19 protein-coding genes are annotated in these 21,055 nt (G+C 72.7%); 7 read left to right on the top strand and 12 right to left on the bottom strand.

All coding sequences use genetic code 11. The features are described from left to right. Positions 1 to 142: 142 nt before the first annotated feature. The 3 genes from ACFVN5_RS14030 to ACFVN5_RS14020 all read right to left on the bottom strand — a co-directional run bounded on the left by ACFVN5_RS14030 (position 143) and on the right by ACFVN5_RS14020 (position 3,432). Entirely contained in the window at positions 143 to 895 is a 753-nt protein-coding gene (locus ACFVN5_RS14030; protein ID WP_376955854.1) for a winged helix-turn-helix transcriptional regulator, read from the bottom strand. Positions 896 to 908: 13 nt separating this feature from the next. After that, entirely contained in the window at positions 909 to 1,370 is a 462-nt protein-coding gene (locus tag ACFVN5_RS14025) for a VOC family protein (protein ID WP_376955853.1), read from the bottom strand. A gap of 388 nt (positions 1,371 to 1,758) precedes the next feature. Continuing rightward, on the bottom strand, positions 1,759 to 3,432 hold the full coding sequence (locus tag ACFVN5_RS14020) for a PucR family transcriptional regulator (RefSeq protein ID WP_376955852.1): 1,674 nt from the start codon (positions 3,430 to 3,432) through the stop codon (positions 1,759 to 1,761). 146 nt (positions 3,433 to 3,578) lie between these two features. Between ACFVN5_RS14020 and ACFVN5_RS14015 the strand changes: the two genes are divergently transcribed. The 3 genes from ACFVN5_RS14015 (at position 3,579) to ACFVN5_RS14005 (ending at position 8,495) form a co-directional block, all read left to right on the top strand. After that, positions 3,579 to 5,117 carry a CoA-acylating methylmalonate-semialdehyde dehydrogenase gene (locus tag ACFVN5_RS14015; protein ID WP_376955851.1) on the top strand — a complete coding sequence of 513 codons (1,539 nt, stop codon included), beginning with the start codon at positions 3,579 to 3,581 and terminating at the stop codon, positions 5,115 to 5,117. Positions 5,118 to 5,291: 174 nt separating this feature from the next. After that, positions 5,292 to 6,704 (top strand): aspartate aminotransferase family protein, encoded by a 1,413-nt coding sequence (locus ACFVN5_RS14010; protein ID WP_376955850.1) that lies wholly within the window; start codon positions 5,292 to 5,294, stop codon positions 6,702 to 6,704. A gap of 255 nt (positions 6,705 to 6,959) precedes the next feature. Further along, positions 6,960 to 8,495, top strand: a complete 1,536-nt coding sequence (locus ACFVN5_RS14005) for an FAD-dependent oxidoreductase (protein WP_376955849.1) — start codon at positions 6,960 to 6,962, stop codon at positions 8,493 to 8,495. On the opposite strand, the gene ACFVN5_RS14000 is transcribed toward ACFVN5_RS14005, so the two are convergent. The 4 genes from ACFVN5_RS14000 to ACFVN5_RS13985 form a co-directional block, all read right to left on the bottom strand. Then, complete coding sequence (locus ACFVN5_RS14000) at positions 8,392 to 9,186, bottom strand: Pr6Pr family membrane protein (RefSeq protein ID WP_376955848.1); 795 nt, start codon at positions 9,184 to 9,186, stop codon at positions 8,392 to 8,394. The genes ACFVN5_RS14005 and ACFVN5_RS14000 overlap by 104 nt on opposite strands. Positions 9,187 to 9,297: 111 nt before the next feature. Beyond that, entirely contained in the window at positions 9,298 to 10,050 is a 753-nt protein-coding gene (locus ACFVN5_RS13995; protein ID WP_376956811.1) for an amino acid ABC transporter ATP-binding protein, read from the bottom strand. Between the two features lie 127 nt (positions 10,051 to 10,177). Beyond that, the gene (locus tag ACFVN5_RS13990; protein WP_376955847.1) at positions 10,178 to 10,843 is read right to left on the bottom strand and encodes an amino acid ABC transporter permease; all 666 of its coding nucleotides are present in this window, start codon (positions 10,841 to 10,843) and stop codon (positions 10,178 to 10,180) included. A gap of 59 nt (positions 10,844 to 10,902) precedes the next feature. Beyond that, entirely contained in the window at positions 10,903 to 11,724 is an 822-nt protein-coding gene (locus ACFVN5_RS13985) for an amino acid ABC transporter substrate-binding protein (RefSeq protein WP_376955846.1), read from the bottom strand. Positions 11,725 to 12,021: 297 nt separating this feature from the next. On the opposite strand from ACFVN5_RS13985, the gene ACFVN5_RS13980 reads away from it, so the two are divergent. Next, entirely contained in the window at positions 12,022 to 12,351 is a 330-nt protein-coding gene (locus ACFVN5_RS13980) for a hypothetical protein (RefSeq protein ID WP_376955845.1), read from the top strand. Between the two features lie 82 nt (positions 12,352 to 12,433). Here ACFVN5_RS13980 and ACFVN5_RS13975 read toward each other — a convergent pair whose 3' ends face one another. The 4 genes from ACFVN5_RS13975 to ACFVN5_RS13960 are packed head-to-tail and all read right to left on the bottom strand — an operon-like array spanning position 12,434 to position 16,644. Beyond that, positions 12,434 to 12,691 carry a hypothetical protein gene (locus ACFVN5_RS13975; protein WP_376955844.1) on the bottom strand — a complete coding sequence of 86 codons (258 nt, stop codon included), beginning with the start codon at positions 12,689 to 12,691 and terminating at the stop codon, positions 12,434 to 12,436. A gap of 37 nt (positions 12,692 to 12,728) precedes the next feature. Further along, the gene (locus ACFVN5_RS13970; RefSeq protein WP_376955843.1) at positions 12,729 to 14,228 is read right to left on the bottom strand and encodes an aldehyde dehydrogenase (NADP(+)); all 1,500 of its coding nucleotides are present in this window, start codon (positions 14,226 to 14,228) and stop codon (positions 12,729 to 12,731) included. After that, positions 14,228 to 15,466, bottom strand: a complete 1,239-nt coding sequence (locus tag ACFVN5_RS13965) for an acyl-CoA dehydrogenase family protein (RefSeq protein ID WP_376955842.1) — start codon at positions 15,464 to 15,466, stop codon at positions 14,228 to 14,230. The genes ACFVN5_RS13970 and ACFVN5_RS13965 overlap by 1 nt, the downstream gene beginning before the upstream one ends. After that, the gene (locus ACFVN5_RS13960) at positions 15,463 to 16,644 is read right to left on the bottom strand and encodes a CaiB/BaiF CoA transferase family protein (RefSeq protein ID WP_376955841.1); all 1,182 of its coding nucleotides are present in this window, start codon (positions 16,642 to 16,644) and stop codon (positions 15,463 to 15,465) included. The genes ACFVN5_RS13965 and ACFVN5_RS13960 overlap by 4 nt, the downstream gene beginning before the upstream one ends. 115 nt (positions 16,645 to 16,759) lie before the next feature. On the opposite strand from ACFVN5_RS13960, the gene ACFVN5_RS13955 reads away from it, so the two are divergent. The 3 genes from ACFVN5_RS13955 to ACFVN5_RS13945 all read left to right on the top strand — a co-directional run bounded on the left by ACFVN5_RS13955 (position 16,760) and on the right by ACFVN5_RS13945 (position 19,765). Further along, complete coding sequence (locus tag ACFVN5_RS13955) at positions 16,760 to 17,530, top strand: winged helix-turn-helix domain-containing protein (protein WP_376955840.1); 771 nt, start codon at positions 16,760 to 16,762, stop codon at positions 17,528 to 17,530. Next, positions 17,511 to 18,287 (top strand): hypothetical protein, encoded by a 777-nt coding sequence (locus tag ACFVN5_RS13950; RefSeq protein WP_376955839.1) that lies wholly within the window; start codon positions 17,511 to 17,513, stop codon positions 18,285 to 18,287. The genes ACFVN5_RS13955 and ACFVN5_RS13950 overlap by 20 nt, the downstream gene beginning before the upstream one ends. 113 nt (positions 18,288 to 18,400) lie before the next feature. Then, positions 18,401 to 19,765, top strand: coding sequence for an NAD-dependent succinate-semialdehyde dehydrogenase (locus ACFVN5_RS13945; protein ID WP_376955838.1), 1,365 nt, complete (start codon positions 18,401 to 18,403; stop codon positions 19,763 to 19,765). Positions 19,766 to 19,891: 126 nt separating this feature from the next. Here the strand turns inward: ACFVN5_RS13945 and ACFVN5_RS13940 are convergent, their stop codons facing one another. Beyond that, positions 19,892 to 21,040 (bottom strand): flavin-containing monooxygenase, encoded by a 1,149-nt coding sequence (locus ACFVN5_RS13940; RefSeq protein WP_376955837.1) that lies wholly within the window; start codon positions 21,038 to 21,040, stop codon positions 19,892 to 19,894. Positions 21,041 to 21,055: the final 15 nt, after the last annotated feature.

Below are 21,055 nucleotides of genomic sequence, written 5' to 3'. Positions count from 1 at the left end.
TGCCTCGGTCGTCGAGTAGCGCCGCGCGGAGCGCGACGCGTATCGAGACGCGGTGCGGTGACCGATCGGCGTGACCGCGTCTCGATACGCGTCCGCCTTCGGCGGGCGCTACTCGACGACCGGAGCACGAGAGGCCGCCGGCTCAGGCGACGGATGCCGCGTCGCCGGCCTCGCTCGCCGCGCCGGTCGGCGGCGCGATCGGGTCGATGCGGAACGTCAGTCGGAAGCGCTCGAGCAGCGCGCTCCCCCCGTCGAGGATGGCGACGCCTGATGGCGGCCCCTTGACGGCGACGGCCCCGCGGACGCCCGAGACGAGGTCGCGGAACCCCGTCGGCTCGACCGCGAGCTCGAGCACGTCCTCGGGTGCGACGTCGGGAATCGCTCGGCGCGGCTGCGGGAGCGCGCCCGGGCCGACGGGAGCGACGTCGAGGTGGCGGCCCGTCACGATCGCCGAGATCGAGACGTCGCCGACGTGCAGCACGTACTCGGTGGGCGGCAGCGACGCCGCGGCATCCGGCTTGAACGCAGCGCCGAGCGCCGTCACCAGCGCATCGGCCGTGACCAGCTCGCCCTCGGCGGGCTCGCCCAGCGTCGACCAGCCCCACCGTTCGAGGGCGACGACGACGGGTTCAAGGGCACGGCCGAGCTCGGTGAGCTCGTACCCGCCGCGCACCGTGGGCACGCGGCGGACGACGCCCGCCTCCTGCAGCTCCTTCAGCCGGTCGGCCAGGATGTTCGTCGGGATGCGCGGCAGGCCGGCCTTCAGGTCGCCGTACCGGCGCGCGCCGACGAGCAGGTCGCGGACGATGAGCAGTGCCCACCGTTCCCCGACCCGCTCGACTGCTCGTGCGACGCCGCTGTACTGGCCGAAGCCGCGAGTGGCGCGTGTGGCCATCCGGGGTGCCCGGTCAGGCGGACGACGCCTCGGCGCCGGCGCCCTGCTGCGCCATGTACGCCTCGGGCCCCATCTCGGCGGCCGCCGGCTCCATGAACAGGAACGAGAGGTTGTTGCCGTCGGGGTCGTCGAGGTCGCGCGAGTACATGAACCCGTAGTCCTGCACGGGTCGCGGCTCGCTGCCGCCGGCGGCGAGGCCCTTGGCGAGCACCGCGTCGACGTCCTCACGGGAGTCGCGGGTGAGCGCGATGGCGACCTGCGCCTGCGTCTTCGGGTCGATGATCTGCTTGTCGGTGAACGTGCCGAGGTACTCGCGCGTCAGCACCATGAAGTAGATGGTGTCGCTGAGCACGACGCAGGCGGCGTTCTCGTCGGTGAAGTTCGGGTTGATCGTGAACCCGAGCGCCTCGTAGAACGCCTTGGCGCGGTCGAGGTCGGTGGTCGGGATGTTCACGAAGATGCTCGTGGCGGTCATGGTGTCCTCCGGTGGATCGTCGTCGGTCGGTTGGTTCCGGTGTGATCCTTAGCTTGCTCTTTGCAAGTGAACTTGTCAATAGCAAGTAAAAAGTTCGCTCGTCGAGTAGCGCCCGCCGGAGGCGGACGCGTATCGAGACGCTCCCCGGTCGTCGAGTAGCGCCCGCCGGAGGCGGACGCGTATCGAGACGCTCCCCGGTCGTCGAGTAGAGCCCGCCGGAGGCGGACGCGTATCGAGACGCTCCCCGGTCGTCGAGTAGCGCCCGCCGGAGGCGGACGCGTATCGAGACGCGGCAAGTCGATCGGTGATGTCACCACGTCTCGATACGCGTCGACTTCGTCGGCGCTACTCGACGACCGGGGCGGGCGCTACTCGACGACCGAGGCGCTCAGCTCGCCGCGCTGCGCCGTACGAGCAGCGCGAGGTGCAGGCCCGTGAGCGTCTCGCCGTCGTCGAGGTCGGCTCCGAGCAGGTCGCCGATGAGGGCGAGCCGCTGGTAGAACACCGAGCGCGACAGGTGGCTCGCCGCGGCCGCCGCCGTGCGGTTGCCCGGATGCGCGACCACCGCCCCGAGCACGTGCAGCAGGTCGCCGTCGCGGGCGAGGTCGTATTCGATGAGCGGCTGCAGCATCCGCTCGCTGTGCCGCAGCAGCCGGTGGTCGTCGCGCAGCGACGTCACGAGCCGCATGAGCGGCCGCTCGTCGGCGCGCCGCAGCACCGCGGCACGCACCCCGCGCGGGCGCGCCCCGCGGGAGAGGTCGGTCGCCTCCTGCACCGAGCCGAGCAAGCCGTCGAGCCCGTCGGCGACCGAACCGATCGACACGACGAGCCGGTCGGCGGATGCCGCGTCGCCGCCCACGAGGTCCGACGCGAAGCGGCTCGCGGCCGCATCCGTCAGCGGCGCGGGCAGCGACAGGAGCACGACCTGCGCCGACCGCGTGATCGTGGCGCCGGGCCCCACGCCGTCGATGGCCCGGCCGCCGAGGGCGCGCGCCGCGGCATCCGCTGCGCCGTCGCGGATCGCCGGACCTGTCGCGACGATGCCGTACAGTCGGGCACCCGAGACCGGGAGCCCGGCCGCCTCGAGCCGCGCGGTCGCCCCGGCGCCGCCCGCGAACCGTCCCTCGAGGAGCGCGTCCACGAGCCGCTGCCGGCCGATGCGCGTCCACTCGTCGGCGCCGCCGTCGGCGAGCCGTCCGAGCGCCAGCGCGATCGCACCCTGCTCGAGCACGCTCACCCGACCGGCGGGGTGCGCCGGGCCGGGCAGCGCGATGAGGTGCCCCCAGCGGATGCCGCGGGCCTCGACGGGCACGATGAGCCACTCGCCCGCGCCGGCGGGCCGGCCGTCGCGGCGCCGCTGCTCGTCGTCGCGATGCGCCGCGCGCGAGCGCGCCTCCCAGCCCGCGAAGAGTCCCTCCTCGGCGGCGGGCGGCACCTCGGCCGCCACGACCTCGTGCGCCAGGTTCTCGAGCACCACGGCGGCGCCGAGCGTCTGCGTGAGCTGGTGCACGATGAAGTCCGCGGGCGAGCCGCGCAGGCTCAGCGCCGTGAACCGCTCGCGCACCTCGTCGCGCGCCCGGAGCGCCTCGGTCTGCTCGGAGATGATGCGGCTGTGCACCGCCTCGGTGAGCGTCACGAACTTCACCTCGCGGTGCAGCGCGACGAGGGCGAGGCCGTGCTCACGGGCCGCCTGCTCGACGATCGCGGGCACGTAGCGGTAGTGCACCCCGAGCTCGAGCACCAGGCCCGCGACGCCCGCGTCGACGAGCCCCGCGATGAACGCCTCGAGCTCGGCCGGCTCGGTCGGCCAGCCCGATCCGGTCGAGAGCAGCAGCTCGCCGCCGTTGAGCAGGCGAGCCACGCCGGCGCTGTCGGACGCGTGCACCCAGCGCACGCGCGCGTCGAGCGGATCGTCACTCGCGAGCACCTCGGGCACGCCTTGGGCGACGGCCTCGAGGGTCAGGATCTCGCGCACGGTGGGCAGTCCGGCATCGCCGCCGCGCGCTCCTGGGCCGTTCGGACGATCCGTTCGGTTCGGCTCGTCTTCGCGACGGTCTGCCATCAGTTCGGCCTCTCTGCCTCTGCAAGACTGGGGAACGCCAGCTTAGACGAACTCGGTCGATCTGTCCGACCAGGATGTCGGCGGCACGCACATCCGTCGAACCGGTGCCGAGGCATCCGTCGTCAAGAACCAACCGAAGGAGCGCCATGAGCCTCGTCCAGGACACCGTCGACCGCGAGGTCGCCGACGAGCGCGAGACCACCCTCGTCCGTCACTTCGTCGCCGGCCGCGAGGTCGGCGGCGCCGACCGCACCGGTCCCGTCTTCAACCCCGCCACCGGCGAGGTGTCGCGACGCGTCGCGTTCGCCTCGACCGCCGAGGTCGACGCGGCGATCGCCGCCGCGAAGGCCGCACTGCCCGGGTGGCGCGCCACGGGCCTCATCAAGCGGGCGGACGTGTTCTTCAAGCTCCGGCACCTCCTCGTCGAGCGCCAGGACGAGCTCGCCGCGATCCTCACCAACGAGCACGGCAAGGTGCTCTCCGACGCGAAGGGCGAGATCAGCCGGGGCATCGAGAACGTCGAGTTCGCCGCCGGGCTCGTGCACCTGCTGAAGGGCGAGCGCTCCGAGCAGGTCGCGCGCGGCGTCGACGTGCACCAGGCCAAGCAGCCCGTGGGCGTGGTCGGGGCCGTCACGCCGTTCAACTTCCCGGTCATGGTGCCGCTGTGGATGGTCGCCTCGGCGATCGCGTGCGGCAACACCGTCGTGCTGAAGCCCTCCGAGAAGGACCCCAGCGCTTCCCTCTTCCTGGCGAAGCTGTTCCAGGAGGCCGGCCTGCCCGACGGCGTGCTCAACGTCGTCCACGGCGACAAGGTGGCGGTCGACGCGATCCTCGACTCGCCCGACGTGCGTGCGGTCTCGTTCGTCGGCTCGACGCCGATCGCCCGCTCGATCTACCGCCGGGCGTCCGAGAACGGCAAGCGCGTGCAGGCGCTCGGCGGTGCGAAGAACCACATGGTCGTCATGCCCGACGCCGACCTCGATGCCGCGGCGGACGCCGCCGTCTCGGCCGCGTACGGCTCGGCCGGGGAGCGCTGCATGGCGGTCTCCGTGCTCGTCGCGGTCGGCGACGAGGTCGCCGACGCGATCGTCGCGAAGGTGGCCGAGCGCATGGCGACGCTGCGGATCGGCGACGGCACCGACCCGGCCAGCGAGATGGGCCCGCTCATCACCCGCGAGCACCGCGACAAGGTCGCCTCGTACGTCACGGGCGCTGCCGCGGAGGGCGCCACCGTCGTGGTCGACGGCACGCAGCAGGCGTTCGAGGGCGACGGCTTCTTCGTCGGCACCTCGCTCGTCGACCACGTGAAGCCCGGCATGAAGGTCTACGACGACGAGATCTTCGGACCGGTGCTCTCGGTCGTGCGCGTCGCGTCGTACGAGGACGCCGTCGACCTGATCAACGCGAACGACTTCGCGAACGGCGTCGCGGTCTTCACGCGCGACGGCGGCACGGCCCGCCAGTTCGAGTTCGACATCGAGGTCGGCATGGTCGGCGTGAACGTGCCGATCCCCGTGCCGATCGGCGCCTACTCGTTCGGCGGCTGGAAGAACTCGCTCTTCGGCGACTCGCACATCTACGGCCCCGAGTCGGTGCACTTCTACACCCGCTCGAAGGTCGTCACGACGCGCTGGCCCGACCCGTCGGAGTCGCAGGTCAACCTCGGCTTCCCGAGCAACCACTGATCCCACCACCGGTGGTCGAGTAGCGCCCTCTCGTCCGGTCGTCGAGTAGCGCCGCCGGAGGCGACGCGTATCGAGACGCATCGTGGGTCTCGATACGCGTTCGGCTGCGCCGGGCGCTACTCGACCACCGGGTGGGCGGCGCTACTCGACCACCGATCCTGAGAGGACCCCCTCATGACCGACACCCTGATCGACGCGGCGACGTACGTCGACCGCAGTGGCATGCGGCATCCGCTGCCCGACCTCGCGGCCGAGGCGCAGGTGCGCGCCGACGACCGCGGCCACGTGTTCCACTCGTGGAGCGCGCAGGCCCTCATCGACCCGCTGCCCATCGCGGCGGGCGAGGGCTCGACGTTCTGGGACTACGCGGGCAACGCGTACCTCGACTTCTCGAGCCAGCTCGTGAACCTCAACCTCGGGCACCAGCACCCCGACCTCGTCGCGGCGATCCAGCAGCAGGCCGGCCGCCTCGCCACGATCCAGCCGTCGATGGCGTCGGACGTGCGCGGCGAGCTCGCCCGGCGCATCGCGGAGGTCGCACCCGGCGACCTCGACAAGGTGTTCTTCACGAACGGCGGCGCCGACGCCAACGAGTACGCCGTGCGCATGGCGCGGGCGGTCACCGGCCGGCGCAAGGTGCTCTCGATGTACCGCAGCTACCACGGCGGCACCGCGACCGCGATCTCGCTCACGGGCGACCCGCGCCGCTGGGCGAATGAGCCGAGCGACGGCAGCGTCGCGCACTTCCTCGGGCCGTACCCGTACCGGTCGTCGTTCCACGCCGCCACGCCCGAGCAGGAGACCGAGCGCGCGCTCGCGCACCTCGAGCAGGTCATCACGCTCGAGGGCGCGTCGACGATCGCCGCGATCATCATCGAGACCGTCGTCGGCACCAACGGCGTGCTCGTGCCGCCGCCGGGCTACCTGCAGGGCGTGCGGGCACTCGCCGACAAGTACGGCATCGTCTACATCGCCGACGAGGTCATGGTCGGCTTCGGCCGCGTCGGCGAGTGGTTCGCCGTGAACCACTTCGGCGTGACCCCCGACCTCATCACCTTCGCGAAGGGCGTGAACTCGGGCTACGTGCCGCTCGGCGGCGTGGTCATCTCGCAGCGCATCGCGGCGCACTTCGACACGGTGTCGTTCCAGGGCGGCCTCACGTACTCGGGCCACCCGCTCGCGTGCGCGGCGGGCGTCGCGACGTTCGAGGTGTTCGAGCGCGACGGGATCCTCGAGCGCGTGCGCGACCTCGGCACGCGCGTCGTCGAGCCGCGCCTGCGGGCGATGGCCGAGCGGCATCCGTCGGTCGGCGAGGTGCGCGGCCTCGGCCTGTTCTGGGCGATCGAGCTGGTGTCGGATGCCGCGACGCGCGCGCCGCTCGTGCCGTTCAACGCGTCGGGGGCGGATGCCGCGCCGATGGCGGCCGTGGCGGCCGCGTGCAAGCAGGCCGGCCTCTGGCCGTTCATCCACTTCAACCGGATGCACGTCGCACCGCCGCTCGTCATCACCGAGGACGAGCTCCTGCGCGGACTCGACGTCATCGACGGGGCGCTCGACGTCGCCGACGGGTACGTCGCGGCGGGGTAACGCGCACCCGGCACACCGGAAACGCATGAGAATCCGCGCGACGGGTCTCCACGAGGGGGCGAAGCGCGGATTCTCATGCATTTCGGGGGCGTCGCGGGTTGAGGAGCGCCCGGCGGAGCCGGACGCGTCTCGAAACCGGCCTGCGCAGGCTGGGTTTCGAGACGGGCGCTGGCGCGCCCTCCTCAACCCGCGCGGGTGACGAGCGCAAAGCGCCCTCCTCAACCCGCGCAGAGGCCGTCGACTAGCCTGAACCACATGGAGTCTCGGGCGGGGTCCGGCGGCATGGCCCGGCGAACCTTCCTCGCCGCGTCGCTCTCGGGGATCGCCGCCGTCGCCCTCTCGAGCTGCACCTGGGGGCAGCCGAACCCGACGACCACCCCCACCGCGAGCCCGACCCCGTCGCCCACGCCGACGCCGACACCTGCGGTGCCCGAGGGGGTCCCCCTGCCGACCGCGATGCGGCGCTCGAGCTGGAGCTCCGACCCGTTCGCGCGCGGCGCGTTCTCGTTCGACGGCGTCGGCACGACCCCCGAGCTGCGCTCCTCGCTCGCCGATCCCGTCGAGGACCGGCTCTGGATCGCGGGCGAGGCGTGCTCCCCCGACGCCCCGGGCACCATCACCGGCGCCCGCGACTCCGGACTCGCCGCGGCGGAGCACGTCGCCCGCGTCGCCGAGTCCGGCGAGCGCATCGCCGTGATCGGCGCCGGCATGGCCGGGCTCACGGCTGCCGTGCACCTCCTCGAGCAGGGCTTCGAGGTCGTCGTCGTCGAGGCCCGCGACCGCGCGGGCGGGCGCGTCTGGTCGGTCGACGTCGACGGCTTCGACCGGTCGGTCGAGCTCGGCCCCGTGCTGGTGCCCGACGACGAGCCGCTCGCCGAGGCGCTCGGCGGGGCATCCGTCGACACCCTGACGTTCGACGGCGTCGTCGAGGCACGCACCGTCGACGGCGCCGTCGTCGCGATCCCGCCGACGGGCGATGCAGCCGTCGACACCGCCCGCGCCTGGGCCGAGGCCGCGCCCCGAGACATCTCGCTCGCGGATGCGCTCGTGCAGTCGGGCGTCGTCCCGCTGTCGCAGGCGCCCGGCGACGACGGCGTCAGCCCGGCCTCGTGGCTCGCGCACACCATCACGAGCGACGTACAGCCGGCGACGGGCGCACCGCCGAGCCGCGTGTCCGCGCGCACGGCGCCGACCACCGCGTTCCCGCCCGGATCCCGCCTCGTGACCGGGCGCCTCTCCGACCTGCTCGACGGGCTCGCCGACCAGGTCGACATCGCCGTGTCGAGCGTCGTGACGCGCATCGCCTACAACGACACGCGCGTCAGCCTGCGCCTCGACTCGGGCGAGTCCCTCACGGTCGACCGCGCGATCGTGACGGTCCCGCTCGGCGTGCTGAAGTCCGACACGCTGCGCTTCTCCCCCGCGCTGCCGTACGCGCACCAGCACGCGATCGCCGTACTCGAGACGGGCGCGATCGACGTGGTGTGGCTGCGATTCGACGAGGCGTTCTGGCGCGAGGGCGGCACGGCCGCGGGGGGCGACGACGGGGCGGATGCGTCGGGCGACGCGGCATCCGTCGAGCCCGCGGCATCCGCGGCCGACGTGCTCACGCTCGTGGGCACGCCCTCGCCCGTCGCCGCCTGGCTCGACGTCGGCCGGGAGACGGGCGAGCCGATCCTCGTCGGCGTCATCGCGGCGGGGCAGGCACCTCGACTGGAAGCGCTCGACGATCGGGAGTTCCTCGAGGCGATCCTCGTCGGGCTCGCGCCCTACGCCACAGCGCCCGGTTGATCGCGACGAGCAGGGCCGTGACCGCGACGAAGATCAGCAGCACGAGCGCGCAGTAGAGCGCGACCCCCAGTACCCCGCCGACCTGCGCCTCGTCGAGGAAGAAGTACGGGTACCAGCCCACGTCGGCGCCGCGCCAGAGCGTGTACGGCAGCCACAGCGATGGGTAGACCAGCACCCAGCCGACCGTCGACCACGGGACGGGCGGGTTCACCGCCATGATGCTGTCGGTCGTCCACGCGATCACGGCGAGCGCCGGCACGACCCAGTGCAGCAGCGTGTCCGACCAGGGCACGTCGACGCGGTAGTCGCGCGTCGACGCCTGGCTCACGATGAGCGCGAACACGATGCCCGAGACGAGCAGATAGGCCGTCACCATGGTGCGCAGCACGCCGAGCCACGGCGGATCGCTCGGCGCGAGCAGCGCGTAGGCGGCGGCGATGCCGAGCGTCGCGACGGCGAGCATCGCCGACTGGATCGTGAAGTAGCTGAAGAAGTTCGCGGTGGCGAAGAAGCGGAATCCGAGCACGTACTCGTAGTTGCCGATGAGTGCGACGACCTCGATCGCGGCGATGAGCACGCGGAAGACGCCGAGCGCGCGGCGCTGCCGCATGCCCGGAATCCGGGGGTTCGGGGCCGGCTCCACCTGGGCCCGCGCGGCCGGAGCGGTGACTCCGGGGGTGCGGGCGGCCATGCGTCAACGCTACGCCCCGCGCCTCCGAGGCGGCCCGGGCGGCCGCGGAGCGGCGAGCGGGCGCGCACGGAGCGACGGAGCGGGCGGGCGAGAAGGCGGCGCCGCCGCCGCTCAGTCGAACGGGCGGAGGATGCGCTCGAGGAACCGCCGGGTGCGCTCCTCGCGCGGCGCGGTGAAGAGCTGCGAGGGCGGGCCCTGCTCGACGACGACCCCGCCGTCGAGGAACAGCACCTCGTCGGCCACCTGACGGGCGAACCCGAGCTCGTGCGTCACGATGACCATCGTCCAGCCCTCCTCGGCGAGCTCCTTGATGACGGCGAGCACCTCGCCGACGAGCTCGGGGTCGAGAGCGCTGGTCGGCTCGTCGAACAGCAGGAGCGTGGGCTTCAGCGCGAGGGCGCGCACGATCCCGACGCGCTGCTGCTGCCCGCCCGACAGCTCGAACGGGTAGGCGTCGCGCTTCTCGGACAGCCCGACGCGCGCGAGGAGCGCCTCGGCGTCGGCGATCGCCCTGGCCTTCGGCACGCGCTGGACCTGCGTCGGCCCCTCGATGACGTTCTGCAGCACGGTCATGTGCGGGAACAGGTTGTGGTGCTGGAACACCATCGCCGAACGGTCGCGCAGCGCGAACCGGTCGGCCTTCGGCACGGGCGCGCCGAACGTGATCGACGGACCCCCGTCGACCGCGATCGTGCCCGCGTCGGGCGTCTCGAGCCCGTTCAGCGAGCGCAGCACGGTGGTCTTGCCCGAGCCGCTCGGCCCGATGAGGGCGACCACCTCGCCGCGGCGCACCTCGAGGTCGACGCCGCGCAGCACCTCGTTCTGCCCGAACGACTTGCGGATGCCGCGGGCGGTGAGCACCATCGTGTGGTCGGCCGGCGTCTCGGGTGCGAGGGCGTCGCCGCCCGCGGCATCCGTGGCGTCGCCGTCGGCGCCCGTGGAAGGGCCTGCGGGCACCGGCTCGTCGCGCTCGTCGTCGCGACCCGTCGGATCAGTGTGCGACATGGCGGTCGAGCCTCCTCTCGAGGGCATTCTGCCCCGACGACAGTGCGAGGCAGAACAGCCAGTAGATGAGCGCCGCCTCGAGGTAGAGCAGCATGAACTGCTGGCTGAACGCCGCGATCTGCTGCGCCACCCGGAAGAGCTCGGTCACGAGGATGAGCGAGGCGAGCGAGGTGTCCTTCACGAGCGAGATGAACGTGTTCGAGAGCGGCGGCACCGAGACGCGCGCGGCCTGTGGCAGGATGATGCGCCGCAGCGTCTTCGCGTTCGACATCCCGATCGTGTAGCCCGCCTCCCACTGGCCCTTCGGCACCGAGAGGATGGCGGCGCGGATGACCTCGGCCGCGTAGCCGCCCACGTTCAGCGAGAAGGCCGCGATCGCGCTCGGCCACGGGTCGATGACGATCCCGATCGCCGGCAGGCCGTAGAAGATCACGAACAGCTGCACGAGCAGCGGCGTGCCGCGGATGACCGAGACGTAGAACCGGGCGATGCCCGAGACCACGCGGTTCCGCGACAGCCGCATGAGCGCGACGCCGAGGGCGAGCACGAGCCCGATCGCGAACGAGATGAGCGCGAGCGGGATGGTTCCCGTGATGCCGCCCCAGACGATGGGCCAGAACGACTCCAGGAAGAGCTGCAGGTCCTCGTTCACCGGGAGCCTCCCTCCGGCGGCATCCGCCGCGCCGCCACCCTATCCGGTGACGGGCTCACCTACTGCGAGACGTCGGCGCCGAAGTACTTCTCGCCGAGCTCGGCGAGCACGCCCTCGTCGCGCAGCTCCGCGAGCGCGCCGTTCACGGCGTCGACGAGCGCCTGCTTGTCCTTCGTGAAGGCGAGGGCGCTGAGCGACGGGTCGTCGGTCTCGGCGGCGACCTCGATCGCCGCGTCGGGCGTCGTGTTCACGTAGTCGAGGAAGGTGAGCTTGTCGTTGATCGTCGCGTCGACGCGTCCCTGCTGCAGGAGCGAGACGGCCTGCGCCCAGCCCTCGACGGCCTCGACGTTCGCGCCGGACTCCTGCGCGAGCTCGTACCAGTTGCTCGTGAGCGACTGCGCGGTCGTCTTGCCGGCGAGGTCGTCGAAGCTCGAGATCGACGAGTCGCCCTCGTTCACGACGATGACGCCGGGCGAGACGGTGTAGGGCTCGCTGAAGAGGTACTGCTCCTCGCGCTCGGGGTTGATCGAGACCTGGTTCGCGATCACGTCGAACCGGCCCGCGTCGAGGCCCGCGAAGATCGCGTCCCACTGCGTCTCCTGGAACTCCACCTTCAGGCCCAGCTTGTCGGCGACGGCCTCGGCGAGCTCGACGTCGTAGCCGACCAGGTCGCCCGAGCCGTCCTCGTGGAAGCTGAAGGGACGGTACGTGCCCTCGGTCGCGACGGTGAGCGTGCCCGCCTTGAGCAGGCCGAACTCGTCGCCGCCCTCCGCGCTGTCGCTCGCCGCGGGTGCGCCGCTCGAGCAGGCGGCGAGGGCGATGAGTGCGGCGGATGCTGCGGCGAGGCCGAGCAGGGTGCGGGCGCGGCGGGCGCGGGTCATGTGGTGCTCCTTCGTGGGGAATGTCGAGGCCCGGCGGGCGTTCGTGCGTCGCCCGGGCGGAACCAGTCCAGCACGGGGGCGACCCGTGGTGAAACCGCATGACTCCGCGTTGCATTCCGGATGCCGCGAGATCGGGACGTATGGCCGGCCCCGCGGTGCATGCGGGCGACGGCATACACGGCACGGCGTGTCGCGTGCAAGCCCTGCCGCGGCGCAGGCGCCCGTCGCTACGCTGGCCGCGTCGTGGGAGTCCCCTCCCGCGTCGCGGTGACCCCCACACCAACCCGAAGGGACCCCATGATCACGCTGTCCTGGCTCCTCGTCATCGCCCTCATCGGCGGCGCGCTCGCGCTCGTCGACGGCATCCTGCGCCTGCGGGCGCGCCGCGGCTCGACGATCGTCGGCATCATCGAGATCGTCGTCGCGGGCCTGTTCCTGCTCGCGCTGTTCATCCCCGGCATCCCGTTCGGCGCCATCGTGCTCGCCGTCGCCACGCTCGTCGTGCTGGCCGTGGCGCTCTTCGCCGGCGGCCGCACCGGACGCACGATCACGATCATCGCCCTCGTCGCGATCGCGCTCTACCTGATCCTCGCGAACCGCTGGCTGGTGATCCCCGGGGTCAACTGACGCCTGGCGCTCGAACGATCTCAAGCACGCGACGAGGCGGCCGTCCCCGGTGGGGGCGGCCGCCTCGCGTCGTGCGCGCCGGTCAGCCGCGGTCGTACGCAGCGCTCCAGGCGAGTGCGTCGACGGCGTCGCCGCCGAGCTCGGGATGCCGCAGCCGGAACTCCGAGGAGGACGCGGCGTAGTCGGCCTCGAGGGTGCGGGCCGCCTTGGCGAGTGCCGGTCCGGCGACCCCGCCGAACCGTGCGATGACCCGCGCGTCGTCGCGGACGGGACTGGGCGTGCTGCCCCAGCCAGTCCACTCCACGACGGCACGGGTGAGACGAGGCTCCATTGCCTTCATCGGTGCTCCTTGCTTCGTTGCATCAACGATGTTATGCCTACTCGGGCGACGTGTCGTCACGGTTGACGGCCGGTATCGGGACGCCGTCCTCGCGGCGCGGAATCCCGAGCGGATTCCCGTCGCGGAGCTCGACCGGAAGCACCTCGGCGGGCGCGTCCTGGTACGCCACGGGCGTCAGGAACCGGCGGATCGCGGTCGCGCCGACCGAGGTGTGCACCGATGCCGTCGTGGCGGGCCAGCCGCCGCCGTGGTGCTGCGCCCACGCGATCGCGACGCCCGTCGGCCAGCCGTTGAACACGAGCCGGCCGGCGACGCGCTCGAGCTTCCCGGCGAGCGCCGTCACGTCCTCGCCGGGTGCGTGGTGGATCGACGCGGTGAGGCTGCCCTCGAGGGACGCGAGCGCCGCATCGAGCTCGTCGTCGTCGCGGTAGCGCACGAGCACGGTCAGCGGTCCGAAGCACTCCTGCAGCCACGCGTCGGCGGCGGCGGCGAGCGTGGTCGCATCGGTCGCGACGACGGTGGCCGGGGCATCCGCACCCTCGGCCGCGCCGCGCCAGATCAGCTCGGCGCCGTCGAGGCCAGCCAGCCGCTCCGCCCCGTCGGTGAAGGCGGTCGCCATGCCGTCGGTGAGCAGGCGCTGCGCGCCGACCGTGCCGAGCGCGTCGCAGAGCGCCTCCTCGAAGCCCGTGCCGTCGGGCACGAACACGAGTCCGGGCTTCGTGCAGTACTGGCCGCCGTCGCGGGTGAACGAACCCGCCAGTCCGGTCGCGATCGCCTCGACGTCGGCGTCGGCCGCCGCGCGCGTGACGACGACGGGGTTCAGCGAGCCGAGCTCCCCGTAGAACGGGATCGGCGCGGGCCGGGCCGCGGCGAGGTCGAACAGCGCGCGTCCGCCGCGCAGCGACCCGGTGAAGCCGACGGCCGCGACGAGCGGATGCCCCACGAGCTCCACGCCCGCGTCGAGTCCCTCGACCAGCGAGAGCGCATCGGCCGGCGCACCCGCATCGGCGAGCGCGACCAGGGCGACCTCGGCGACACGGCGCGAGAGCCGCGGATGCCCCGGGTGCGCCTTCACGACGACGGCGCATCCGGCGGCCAGTGCCGACGCGGTGTCGTTGCCGAGCACCGAGAACGCGAACGGGAAGTTCGACGCGGCGAACACCGCGACGGGGCCGATCGGCCGCAGCATCCGCCGCAGGTCGGGACGCGGCGGCACGAGCCGCGCGTCGGGCGGGTCGACGGTCGCCTCGAGGTACGAGCCCTCCTCGATGACCCCCGCGAAGAACTGCAGCTGGGTGGCCGTGCGCACGACCTCGCCGACGAGCCGCGCCTCGCTCAGGTGGGTCTCGTCGTGCGCGATCGCGACGAGCTCGTCGCGGTGGTGTTCGACCGCGTCCGCGAGCGCCCGCAGCCAGGTCGCGCGCTCGGTACGGGTCGTACGGTCGACACCGGATGCCGCGGCGGCGCGCACGGTCGCGTCGACCTCGGCCGAGGCCTCGGTGCTGCCGTCGACGACGACGGTGTGGCGGCCGCTCATCAGAACGCCGCCAGGCCGGTGAGGGCCCGGCCGAGGATGAGCTGGTGGATCTCGTCGGTGCCCTCGTACGTGCGCACCGACTCGAGGTTCGCGGCGTGCCGCATGACGGGGAACGCGTCGGTGATGCCGTCGCCGCCGAGGATCGTGCGCGCCTGGTGCGCGATCTCGAGCGCCTCGCGCACGCTGTTGAGCTTGCCGACCGAGATCTGGGCGGGCGTGAGGCGCCCCTGCTCCTTGAGGCGACCGAGGTGGAGGGCGAGCAGGATGCCCTTCTCGAGCTCGAGCAGCATGTCGGCGAGCTTCGCCTGGGTGAGCTGGTTCGCGCCGATCGGCTTGCCGAACACCTCGCGCTCCCGCGAGCGCTCGAGGGCGGCTTCGAAGCACGACCGGGCGGCGCCCATGGCGCCCCAGACGATGCCGTACCGGGCCTCGTTGAGGCAGCCGAAGGGGCCCGAGAGTCCGGATGCCCCGGGCAGGATCGCGTCGGCCGGCACGCGCACCCCGTCGAGGTCGATGTCGCACTGCACCGACGCGCGCATCGAGAGCTTGCCCTCGATGGGCGTCGCGGTGAACCCGGCGGTCGTCGTCGGCACCAGGAAGCCGCGCACGGCCGCGCCCCCGGTCCCTGAGCCCGTCCCGGTCCCCGAGCCCGTCGAAGGGCCGGTCCCTGAGCCCGTCGAAGGGTCCTCGACCCGCGCCCACACGACGGCGACATCGGCGAGCGACGCGAGCCCGATCCAGCGCTTGGCGCCGTCGATGACCCACTCGTCGCCGTCGCGGCGGGCGACCGTGGTCATCGCCGCCGGGTCGGAGCCGCCCTGCGGCTCGGTGAGCGCGAAGCATCCGATGAGCTCGCCCTTCGCCATGCCCGGCAGCCACCGCTGCTTCTGCTCCTCGGAGCCGTAGCTGCGGATCGCGCTCATCGCGAGCGAGCCCTGGACCGAGACGAACGTGCGCCAGCCCGAGTCGGCGGCCTCGAGCTCGAGGCAGACGAGGCCGTAGCTCACGGCACCGGCGCCCGCGCAGCCGTAGCCCTCGAGGTGCATGCCGAGGAAGCCCTGTTCGCCGAGCTCCCGCACGAGCTCGCGGCGGAAGTGCCGGTTCTCGAAGTCCTCCTCGATGATCGGGAGGATGCGCTCCTGCGCGAACGCGCGAGCGCGTTGCTGCCAGTCGCGCTCCTCTGCGGTGAGCAGGCCGTCGAGGTCGAACACCTCGTCGAGGCGTGGGGCCGTGGTCATGCGATGGGTCCTTTCTCACGGACATCGCGCGGATCGCGCGGAAGCCAGTCGGCGCCGGCGTGCTCGTCGAGCCGCGGCGGGGGCGTGCGGTAATCGGCGGCGGCCTCGGAGAGACCGATGGGGTTGGCGACGGTGCGGGTCGCGCCCAGCTCGACGACGGGCTCGAGGCCGAGCGACGCGGCGAACGCGATGGCCTCGGCGACGTCGTTCACGAGCCCTGCGGGCACGCCGGCGTCCGTCAGGGTGCGCACCCAGTGGTCGGCGGATGCCGCGGCGAGCGCGCCCTCGAGCTCGGCGTGCAGCAGGTCGCGGTGCGCGACGCGCGCCTCGTTCGTGACGTAGCGCGGGTCGTCGGCGAGGGCAGGGACGCCGAGCAGCCCGGCGAGCGCTACGAACTGCCGGTCGTTGCCCACGGCGATGACGAGGTCGCGGTCGGCGGCGGGGAACACGGCGTAGGGCGCGATGCTCGGGTGCCGATTGCCGAGCCGTCGCGGCGCGCGCCCGGTCGCGAGGGTGGAGGCGGCCTGGTTCGTGAGCGCCGAGAGCAGGCTCTGCAGCAGGTTCACCTCGACGCGCTGGCCGAGGCCGGTGCGGTCGCGGTCGCGCAGCGCGAGCAGGATGCCGGCCACGGCGTTCTGCCCGCAGAGCACGTCGACGAGCGCGACGCCCGCCTTCGACGGCTCGCCCTCGGGCTCGCCGGTGATCGACATGAGTCCTCCGACGGCCTGCACGAGGAGGTCGTAGCCCGCGAGGGTCGCGCCGTCGCCCGTGCCGAAGCCCGTGATCGAGCAGTACACGACCCCGGGGTTCGCGGCGCGCACGTCGTCGTACGACAGCCCGAACCGGTCCATCACGCCGGGGCGGAAGTTCTCGACCACGACGTCGGCGGATGCCGCGAGCCGACGCGCCTCCGCGAGCCCCGCCTCCGTGGCGAGGTCGAGCGCGACCGACCGCTTGTTGCGGTTCACGCTGCCGAAGTACGTGGCCTCCCCCGCCGCGTCGACGGGCGGCTTCCAGTGCCGCGTGTCGTCGCCCGCCGGCGGCTCGACCTTGATCACGTCGGCGCCGAAGTCGGCGAGCGTCATGGTGGCGTAGGGCCCCGCGAGCACGCGGGAGAAGTCCGCGACGCGCACGCCGGCGAGCGCGCCGCGCGGCGTCGCACGGGTCGACTCGGTCATGGATCATCCGCCTTCGCATGATGCGGCCCGGCGGGGCACGCGGGATTCATCCTATATCGAATCTTTTTTACGCGCGGCGCCCGCCGCGGGCGCACCCCTCGGCTAACGTGGTCCCATGGAGACGAGGGTCGGTCCCGGCGCGCGCGAAGCCGTGTTCGCCCAGCTCGCCGACGCCGGCCGCGCGGAGCAGGTCGCCCAGCGCCTCACCGACGGCATCGTGCTCGGGGTGCTCGACCCCGGCGAGCGCCTCCCCAGCGAGCCCGAGCTCGCCCGCCGCTTCGGCGTTGCGCTCATCACCGTGCGGGAGGGCCTCGGCATCCTGCGCGACGCCGGCCTCGTCGAGACCCGTCGTGGCCGCGAGGGCGGCAGCTTCGTGGTGCACGACGACGCCGAGCACCGCACGATCATCACGGCGCGGCTTCGCGGTCTCGCGCAGGTCGAGCTCAGCGACATGGCCGTGTACTTCGGCGCGATCCTCGCGGGCGCCGCCGAGCGCGCCGCGGAGCGCGCGTCCGACGCGGACGCAGCGAACCTGGCGGGCTGGCTCCGCAACGCCGACTTCTCCACCGCCGCGGCGGCGCGCACCAACCAGGGCGGGTTCCTGCTCGAGCTCGCGGTGCTCAGCCAGTCGGCGCGGCTCGTGCGCGAGCAGATCCGGCTGCAGGCCGAGTTCGGCCCGCTGCTCCTGCTCGGGTTCGCCGACGAGGTCGCGAGGGCCGAGGCCGCCGACCTGAACCAGCGCATCGTGCGCGCCGTCGCACGGCACCGGGCGGCCCGGGCCCGCGAGGCCGCGGGCGAGCTGGTCGCGATGCTCGCCCGGCGACTGCTCGCCGCGAAGGCGCGCGTCGAACGAGGGGGTGCGCTCGATGAGCCGCACGCCGACTGAGGTCGCCGACGCCGTCAGCGAGGTGTTCCGCGGGGTGTTCGACCAGCTCGCCGCGTGGCGCACACCGATCGAGCAACTGCTCGCGGCCAGCGCGGGCGGAGTGGGTGCTGCTGCAGGCGGCACGGGCGCAGGCGCGTCGAGCGGCGAGGTCCGTCCGGTCACGCTCGACGCGACGGTCGCGGACCTCGTGCTCCCGCGGCTCGAGGAGGACGAGCCGATGCTCGTCGGCGCCGGGTTCATCGCCGACGGCGAGGTGGTGCGCGGCAAGGGCGTGCACTTCGCGTGGTGGCTGGGCCCCCTCGAGGACAACCCCGTGCTCGGCTCCACCGACGGACCGACCCGGCTCGACCTCTCGACGCGCGGCTACACCGAGTACCTCCGCGACTTCCGCGCCCTCGAGTGGTACCGCATCCCCGCGACCACGCGGCACGCGCACGTCACCGGCCCCTACGTCGACCACCTCTGCACGTGCGATTACATCCTCACCCTCACGATGCCCGTGCACGATGCGGACGGCGAGCGCATGGTCGGCGTCGTCGGCGCGGACGTCGCCGTGCGCACGCTCGAGCGCGCGCTGCTCGCCGCGTTCCTCGACGTCGAGGAGCCGCTGGCGCTCGTGAACGAGCACGGCCGCGTCGTGCTCTCCACCGAGCCGGCGCTGCAGGTCGGCCAGCTTGCAGGCCCCGGCAGCGGGACCGTGCCGTGCGCCGGCACGCCGTTCGCCGTGCGCGTACGGCCCGCGGCATCCGGTTCGTGATCAATCATTCAGTGGTATATCTTTGACGGACGAGCGACTGCACCGCGGCAGACGACCCTTCGACAGGCCCAGGGATCAATGGCGCGTGTGCACCTGAGAAGGAGAGAACTCCCATGAGCTATGCCGTGACCAACCCCGCCACCGGCGAGACGGTCAAGACGTACCCGACCATCACCGACGCCGAGCTCGAGGCCGCGATCGCCGCCGCCGCCGAGGCGCACCGCACCTGGTCGAAGTCGACCACGGTCGAGGAGCGCGCCGCGCTCGTCCGCCGCGTCGGCGAGCTGCACGTCGAGCGCCGCCAGGAGCTGGCGGAGATCATCGTGCGCGAGATGGGCAAGCCCATCGAGCAGGCCCTCGCCGAGGCCGACTTCGCCGGCGACATCTACGGCTACTACGCCGACAACGCGGCCGAGTTCCTGAAGGACGAGCCGGTGTCGCTGCTCGCGGGCGACGGCTCGGCGGTCATCCGCCGCTCCTCGCTGGGCGTGCTGCTCGGCGTCATGCCGTGGAACTTCCCGTACTACCAGGTGGCCCGCTTCGCCGGACCCAACCTCATCATCGGCAACACGATCCTGCTCAAGCACGCCGAGCAGTGCCCCGAGTCGGCCGCGGCCATCGCGCAGATCTTCGCCGATGCGGGCTTCCCCGAGGGCGCCTACGTCAATATCTACGCGTCGCACGACCAGATCGAGACCGTCATCGCCGACCCGCGCGTGCAGGGCGTCTCCCTCACGGGCTCCGAGCGCGCCGGCGCCGCGGTCGCCGAGATCGCCGGCCGTCACCTCAAGAAGGTCGTGCTCGAGCTCGGCGGCTCCGACCCGTTCATCCTGCTGTCGACCGACGACCTCGACTCGGCCGTCCAGAACGCGGTCGACGCGCGCCTCGACAACAGCGGCCAGTCGTGCAACGCGGCCAAGCGCTTCATCGTGATCGACGACCTCTACGAGCCGTTCCTCGAGAAGTTCACCGCGAGGATCGCCGAGGTCGAGGCGACCGACCCGACCTCGTCGGACTCGGCGCTCGGCCCGCTGTCGTCGCTGAAGGCGGCCGAGGGCCTCGACGAGCAGGTCAAGCGCGCGGTCGAGCACGGCGCGACGCTCGTGCACGGCGGCTCGCGCGACGGCGCGTTCTTCCAGACGACGGTGCTGACGGACGTCTCGTCCGACAACCCCGCGTCGAAGGAGGAGTTCTTCGGCCCGGTCGCGCAGGTGTACCGCGCGGCCGACGAGGGCGACGCCGTCCGCATCGCCAACGACATCCCGTTCGGCCTCGGCTCGTACGTCTACACGACCGACGCCGCGCAGGCCGACCGCGTCGCAGACGCGATCGAGGCCGGCATGGTGTTCGTCAACCTCGTGCTCGCCGACGGCGCCGAGCTGCCCTTCGGTGGCGTCAAGCGCTCGGGCTCGGGCCGCGAGCTCGGCCGCTTCGGCGCCGACGAGTTCGTCAACAAGAAGATGATCCGCGTCGGCTGACGCCCGACCGGTGGTCGAGGAGCGCCCGGCGCTGCCTTCCCGGTGGTCGAGTAGCGCCCGGCGCAGCCGGACGCGTATCGAGACCCGGCATGTTCGGTCTCGATACGCGTCGACCTCCGGCCGGCGCTACTCGACCACCGCAACGCCCGCCGCCCGCGCCTCGCGCGCGGGCGCCGCGACGCCCTGTTCGAGAGCGATGCGCCTGGCGAGGTACGCCGCGTCGCGGACGATGCCGGGCAGGCTCTCGGAGTTGATCGAGTACATGGCGTCCATGCCGAGCACGGAGAGCCCGGGCACCGACTCGATGACGCCGCGCCACTGCCGGAACCGACCCGTCTCGTCGAACGCGGGGACCTGCAGCCATCCGAAGTCGCTGCGGAATCCGGTGCACCAGATCACGTTCGCCACGGCGAGCACGCGTCCGTCCGCGGTGACGGGAAGCCCGTCGCTGACCCCCGTCACCCGTCCGACCGTCTCCACTCCGGCCGCGGTGAGCTCCTTCCTCCGGGTGCGGATCAGCGGTGCGGCATGCGCGGTGAGCTTCGGCAGCACGCACCGTCCGACGGGCGTGCCGAGCGAGAGCACGTGCAGGCCCGCGAACCGCACGAGCGGGAAGACGAACCGCGCCGCCGTTCGCCCGTGCCGCACGGGCAGCTCGCCGCCCGGCGTCCCCGAGACGCTCGTGGCATGCGTGCGACTGAGCTCCCAGGCGATCTCGGCGCCCGAGTTGCCGAGCCCGACGACGAGCACGGGCCCGGGCTGCAGCTGGCCGGGGTTGCGGTACTCGGCGGAGTGCAGCTGGACGATGGAGGGCCCGAGCTCATGGGCGAAGTCCGGCACCCTCGGCTCGTGGAACGCACCGGTCGTGATGATCACGCGCTGGGCCCTCCACCGGCGATCGCCGGCGCTGATCGTGAACACGTCGCCATCGCGACGAACGCCGTCGACGTGCACGCCGAGCCGGATCGGGAGCGCATTCCGGGTCGCATACGCCTCGAGGTAGTCCGCGAGCTCGTCCTTGGTGGGGAAGGCCAGCCCGTCGCCGGGGAACCTCATGCCGGGCAGCCCGTCGTATCGCGCCGGTGTGAACAGGCGGAGGGAGTCCCAGCGCGTGCGCCACGCGTCGCCGACGCGATGCCGATCGTCGAGGATAACGAAGTCGCGATCCTGCCGCCGCAGGTGGTAGCCGATCGCGAGCCCGGCCTGCCCGCCGCCGACGACGACGGCGTCGAGCTCCCGATCGATCTCGTCCATGTGGTCGGTTGTCTCGTTCATGGGCGACACGGTACG

This window comes from Agromyces sp. NPDC057865, from assembly GCF_042796995.1.
In the GTDB taxonomy this organism is placed as follows: Bacteria; Actinomycetota; Actinomycetes; order Actinomycetales; family Microbacteriaceae; genus Agromyces.
The sequence above is the reverse complement of the archived record's forward strand: the minus strand, read 5'-3'. Positions and strand labels throughout refer to the sequence as shown.

Excerpts from the sequence above, each read along its gene's own strand:
- ACFVN5_RS14025 (WP_376955853.1), bottom strand. The coding sequence starts at position 1,370 with ATGACCGCCACGAGCATCTTCGTGAACATCCCGACCACCGACCTCGAC.
- ACFVN5_RS14015 (WP_376955851.1), top strand. The coding sequence starts at position 3,579 with ATGAGCCTCGTCCAGGACACCGTCGACCGCGAGGTCGCCGACGAGCGC.
- ACFVN5_RS14010 (WP_376955850.1), top strand. The coding sequence starts at position 5,292 with ATGACCGACACCCTGATCGACGCGGCGACGTACGTCGACCGCAGTGGC.
- ACFVN5_RS13975 (WP_376955844.1), bottom strand. The coding sequence starts at position 12,691 with ATGAAGGCAATGGAGCCTCGTCTCACCCGTGCCGTCGTGGAGTGGACT.
- ACFVN5_RS14000 (WP_376955848.1), bottom strand. The coding sequence starts at position 9,186 with ATGGCCGCCCGCACCCCCGGAGTCACCGCTCCGGCCGCGCGGGCCCAG.
- ACFVN5_RS13940 (WP_376955837.1), bottom strand. The coding sequence starts at position 21,040 with ATGAACGAGACAACCGACCACATGGACGAGATCGATCGGGAGCTCGAC.
- ACFVN5_RS13995 (WP_376956811.1), bottom strand. The coding sequence starts at position 10,050 with ATGGTGCTCACCGCCCGCGGCATCCGCAAGTCGTTCGGGCAGAACGAG.
- ACFVN5_RS13980 (WP_376955845.1), top strand. The coding sequence starts at position 12,022 with ATGATCACGCTGTCCTGGCTCCTCGTCATCGCCCTCATCGGCGGCGCG.
- ACFVN5_RS14020 (WP_376955852.1), bottom strand. The coding sequence starts at position 3,432 with ATGGCAGACCGTCGCGAAGACGAGCCGAACCGAACGGATCGTCCGAAC.
- ACFVN5_RS13950 (WP_376955839.1), top strand. The coding sequence starts at position 17,511 with ATGAGCCGCACGCCGACTGAGGTCGCCGACGCCGTCAGCGAGGTGTTC.
- ACFVN5_RS13945 (WP_376955838.1), top strand. The coding sequence starts at position 18,401 with ATGAGCTATGCCGTGACCAACCCCGCCACCGGCGAGACGGTCAAGACG.
- ACFVN5_RS13955 (WP_376955840.1), top strand. The coding sequence starts at position 16,760 with ATGGAGACGAGGGTCGGTCCCGGCGCGCGCGAAGCCGTGTTCGCCCAG.
- ACFVN5_RS14030 (WP_376955854.1), bottom strand. The coding sequence starts at position 895 with ATGGCCACACGCGCCACTCGCGGCTTCGGCCAGTACAGCGGCGTCGCA.
- ACFVN5_RS13985 (WP_376955846.1), bottom strand. The coding sequence starts at position 11,724 with ATGACCCGCGCCCGCCGCGCCCGCACCCTGCTCGGCCTCGCCGCAGCA.
- ACFVN5_RS13960 (WP_376955841.1), bottom strand. The coding sequence starts at position 16,644 with ATGACCGAGTCGACCCGTGCGACGCCGCGCGGCGCGCTCGCCGGCGTG.
- ACFVN5_RS13970 (WP_376955843.1), bottom strand. The coding sequence starts at position 14,228 with ATGAGCGGCCGCCACACCGTCGTCGTCGACGGCAGCACCGAGGCCTCG.
- ACFVN5_RS13965 (WP_376955842.1), bottom strand. The coding sequence starts at position 15,466 with ATGACCACGGCCCCACGCCTCGACGAGGTGTTCGACCTCGACGGCCTG.
- ACFVN5_RS14005 (WP_376955849.1), top strand. The coding sequence starts at position 6,960 with ATGGAGTCTCGGGCGGGGTCCGGCGGCATGGCCCGGCGAACCTTCCTC.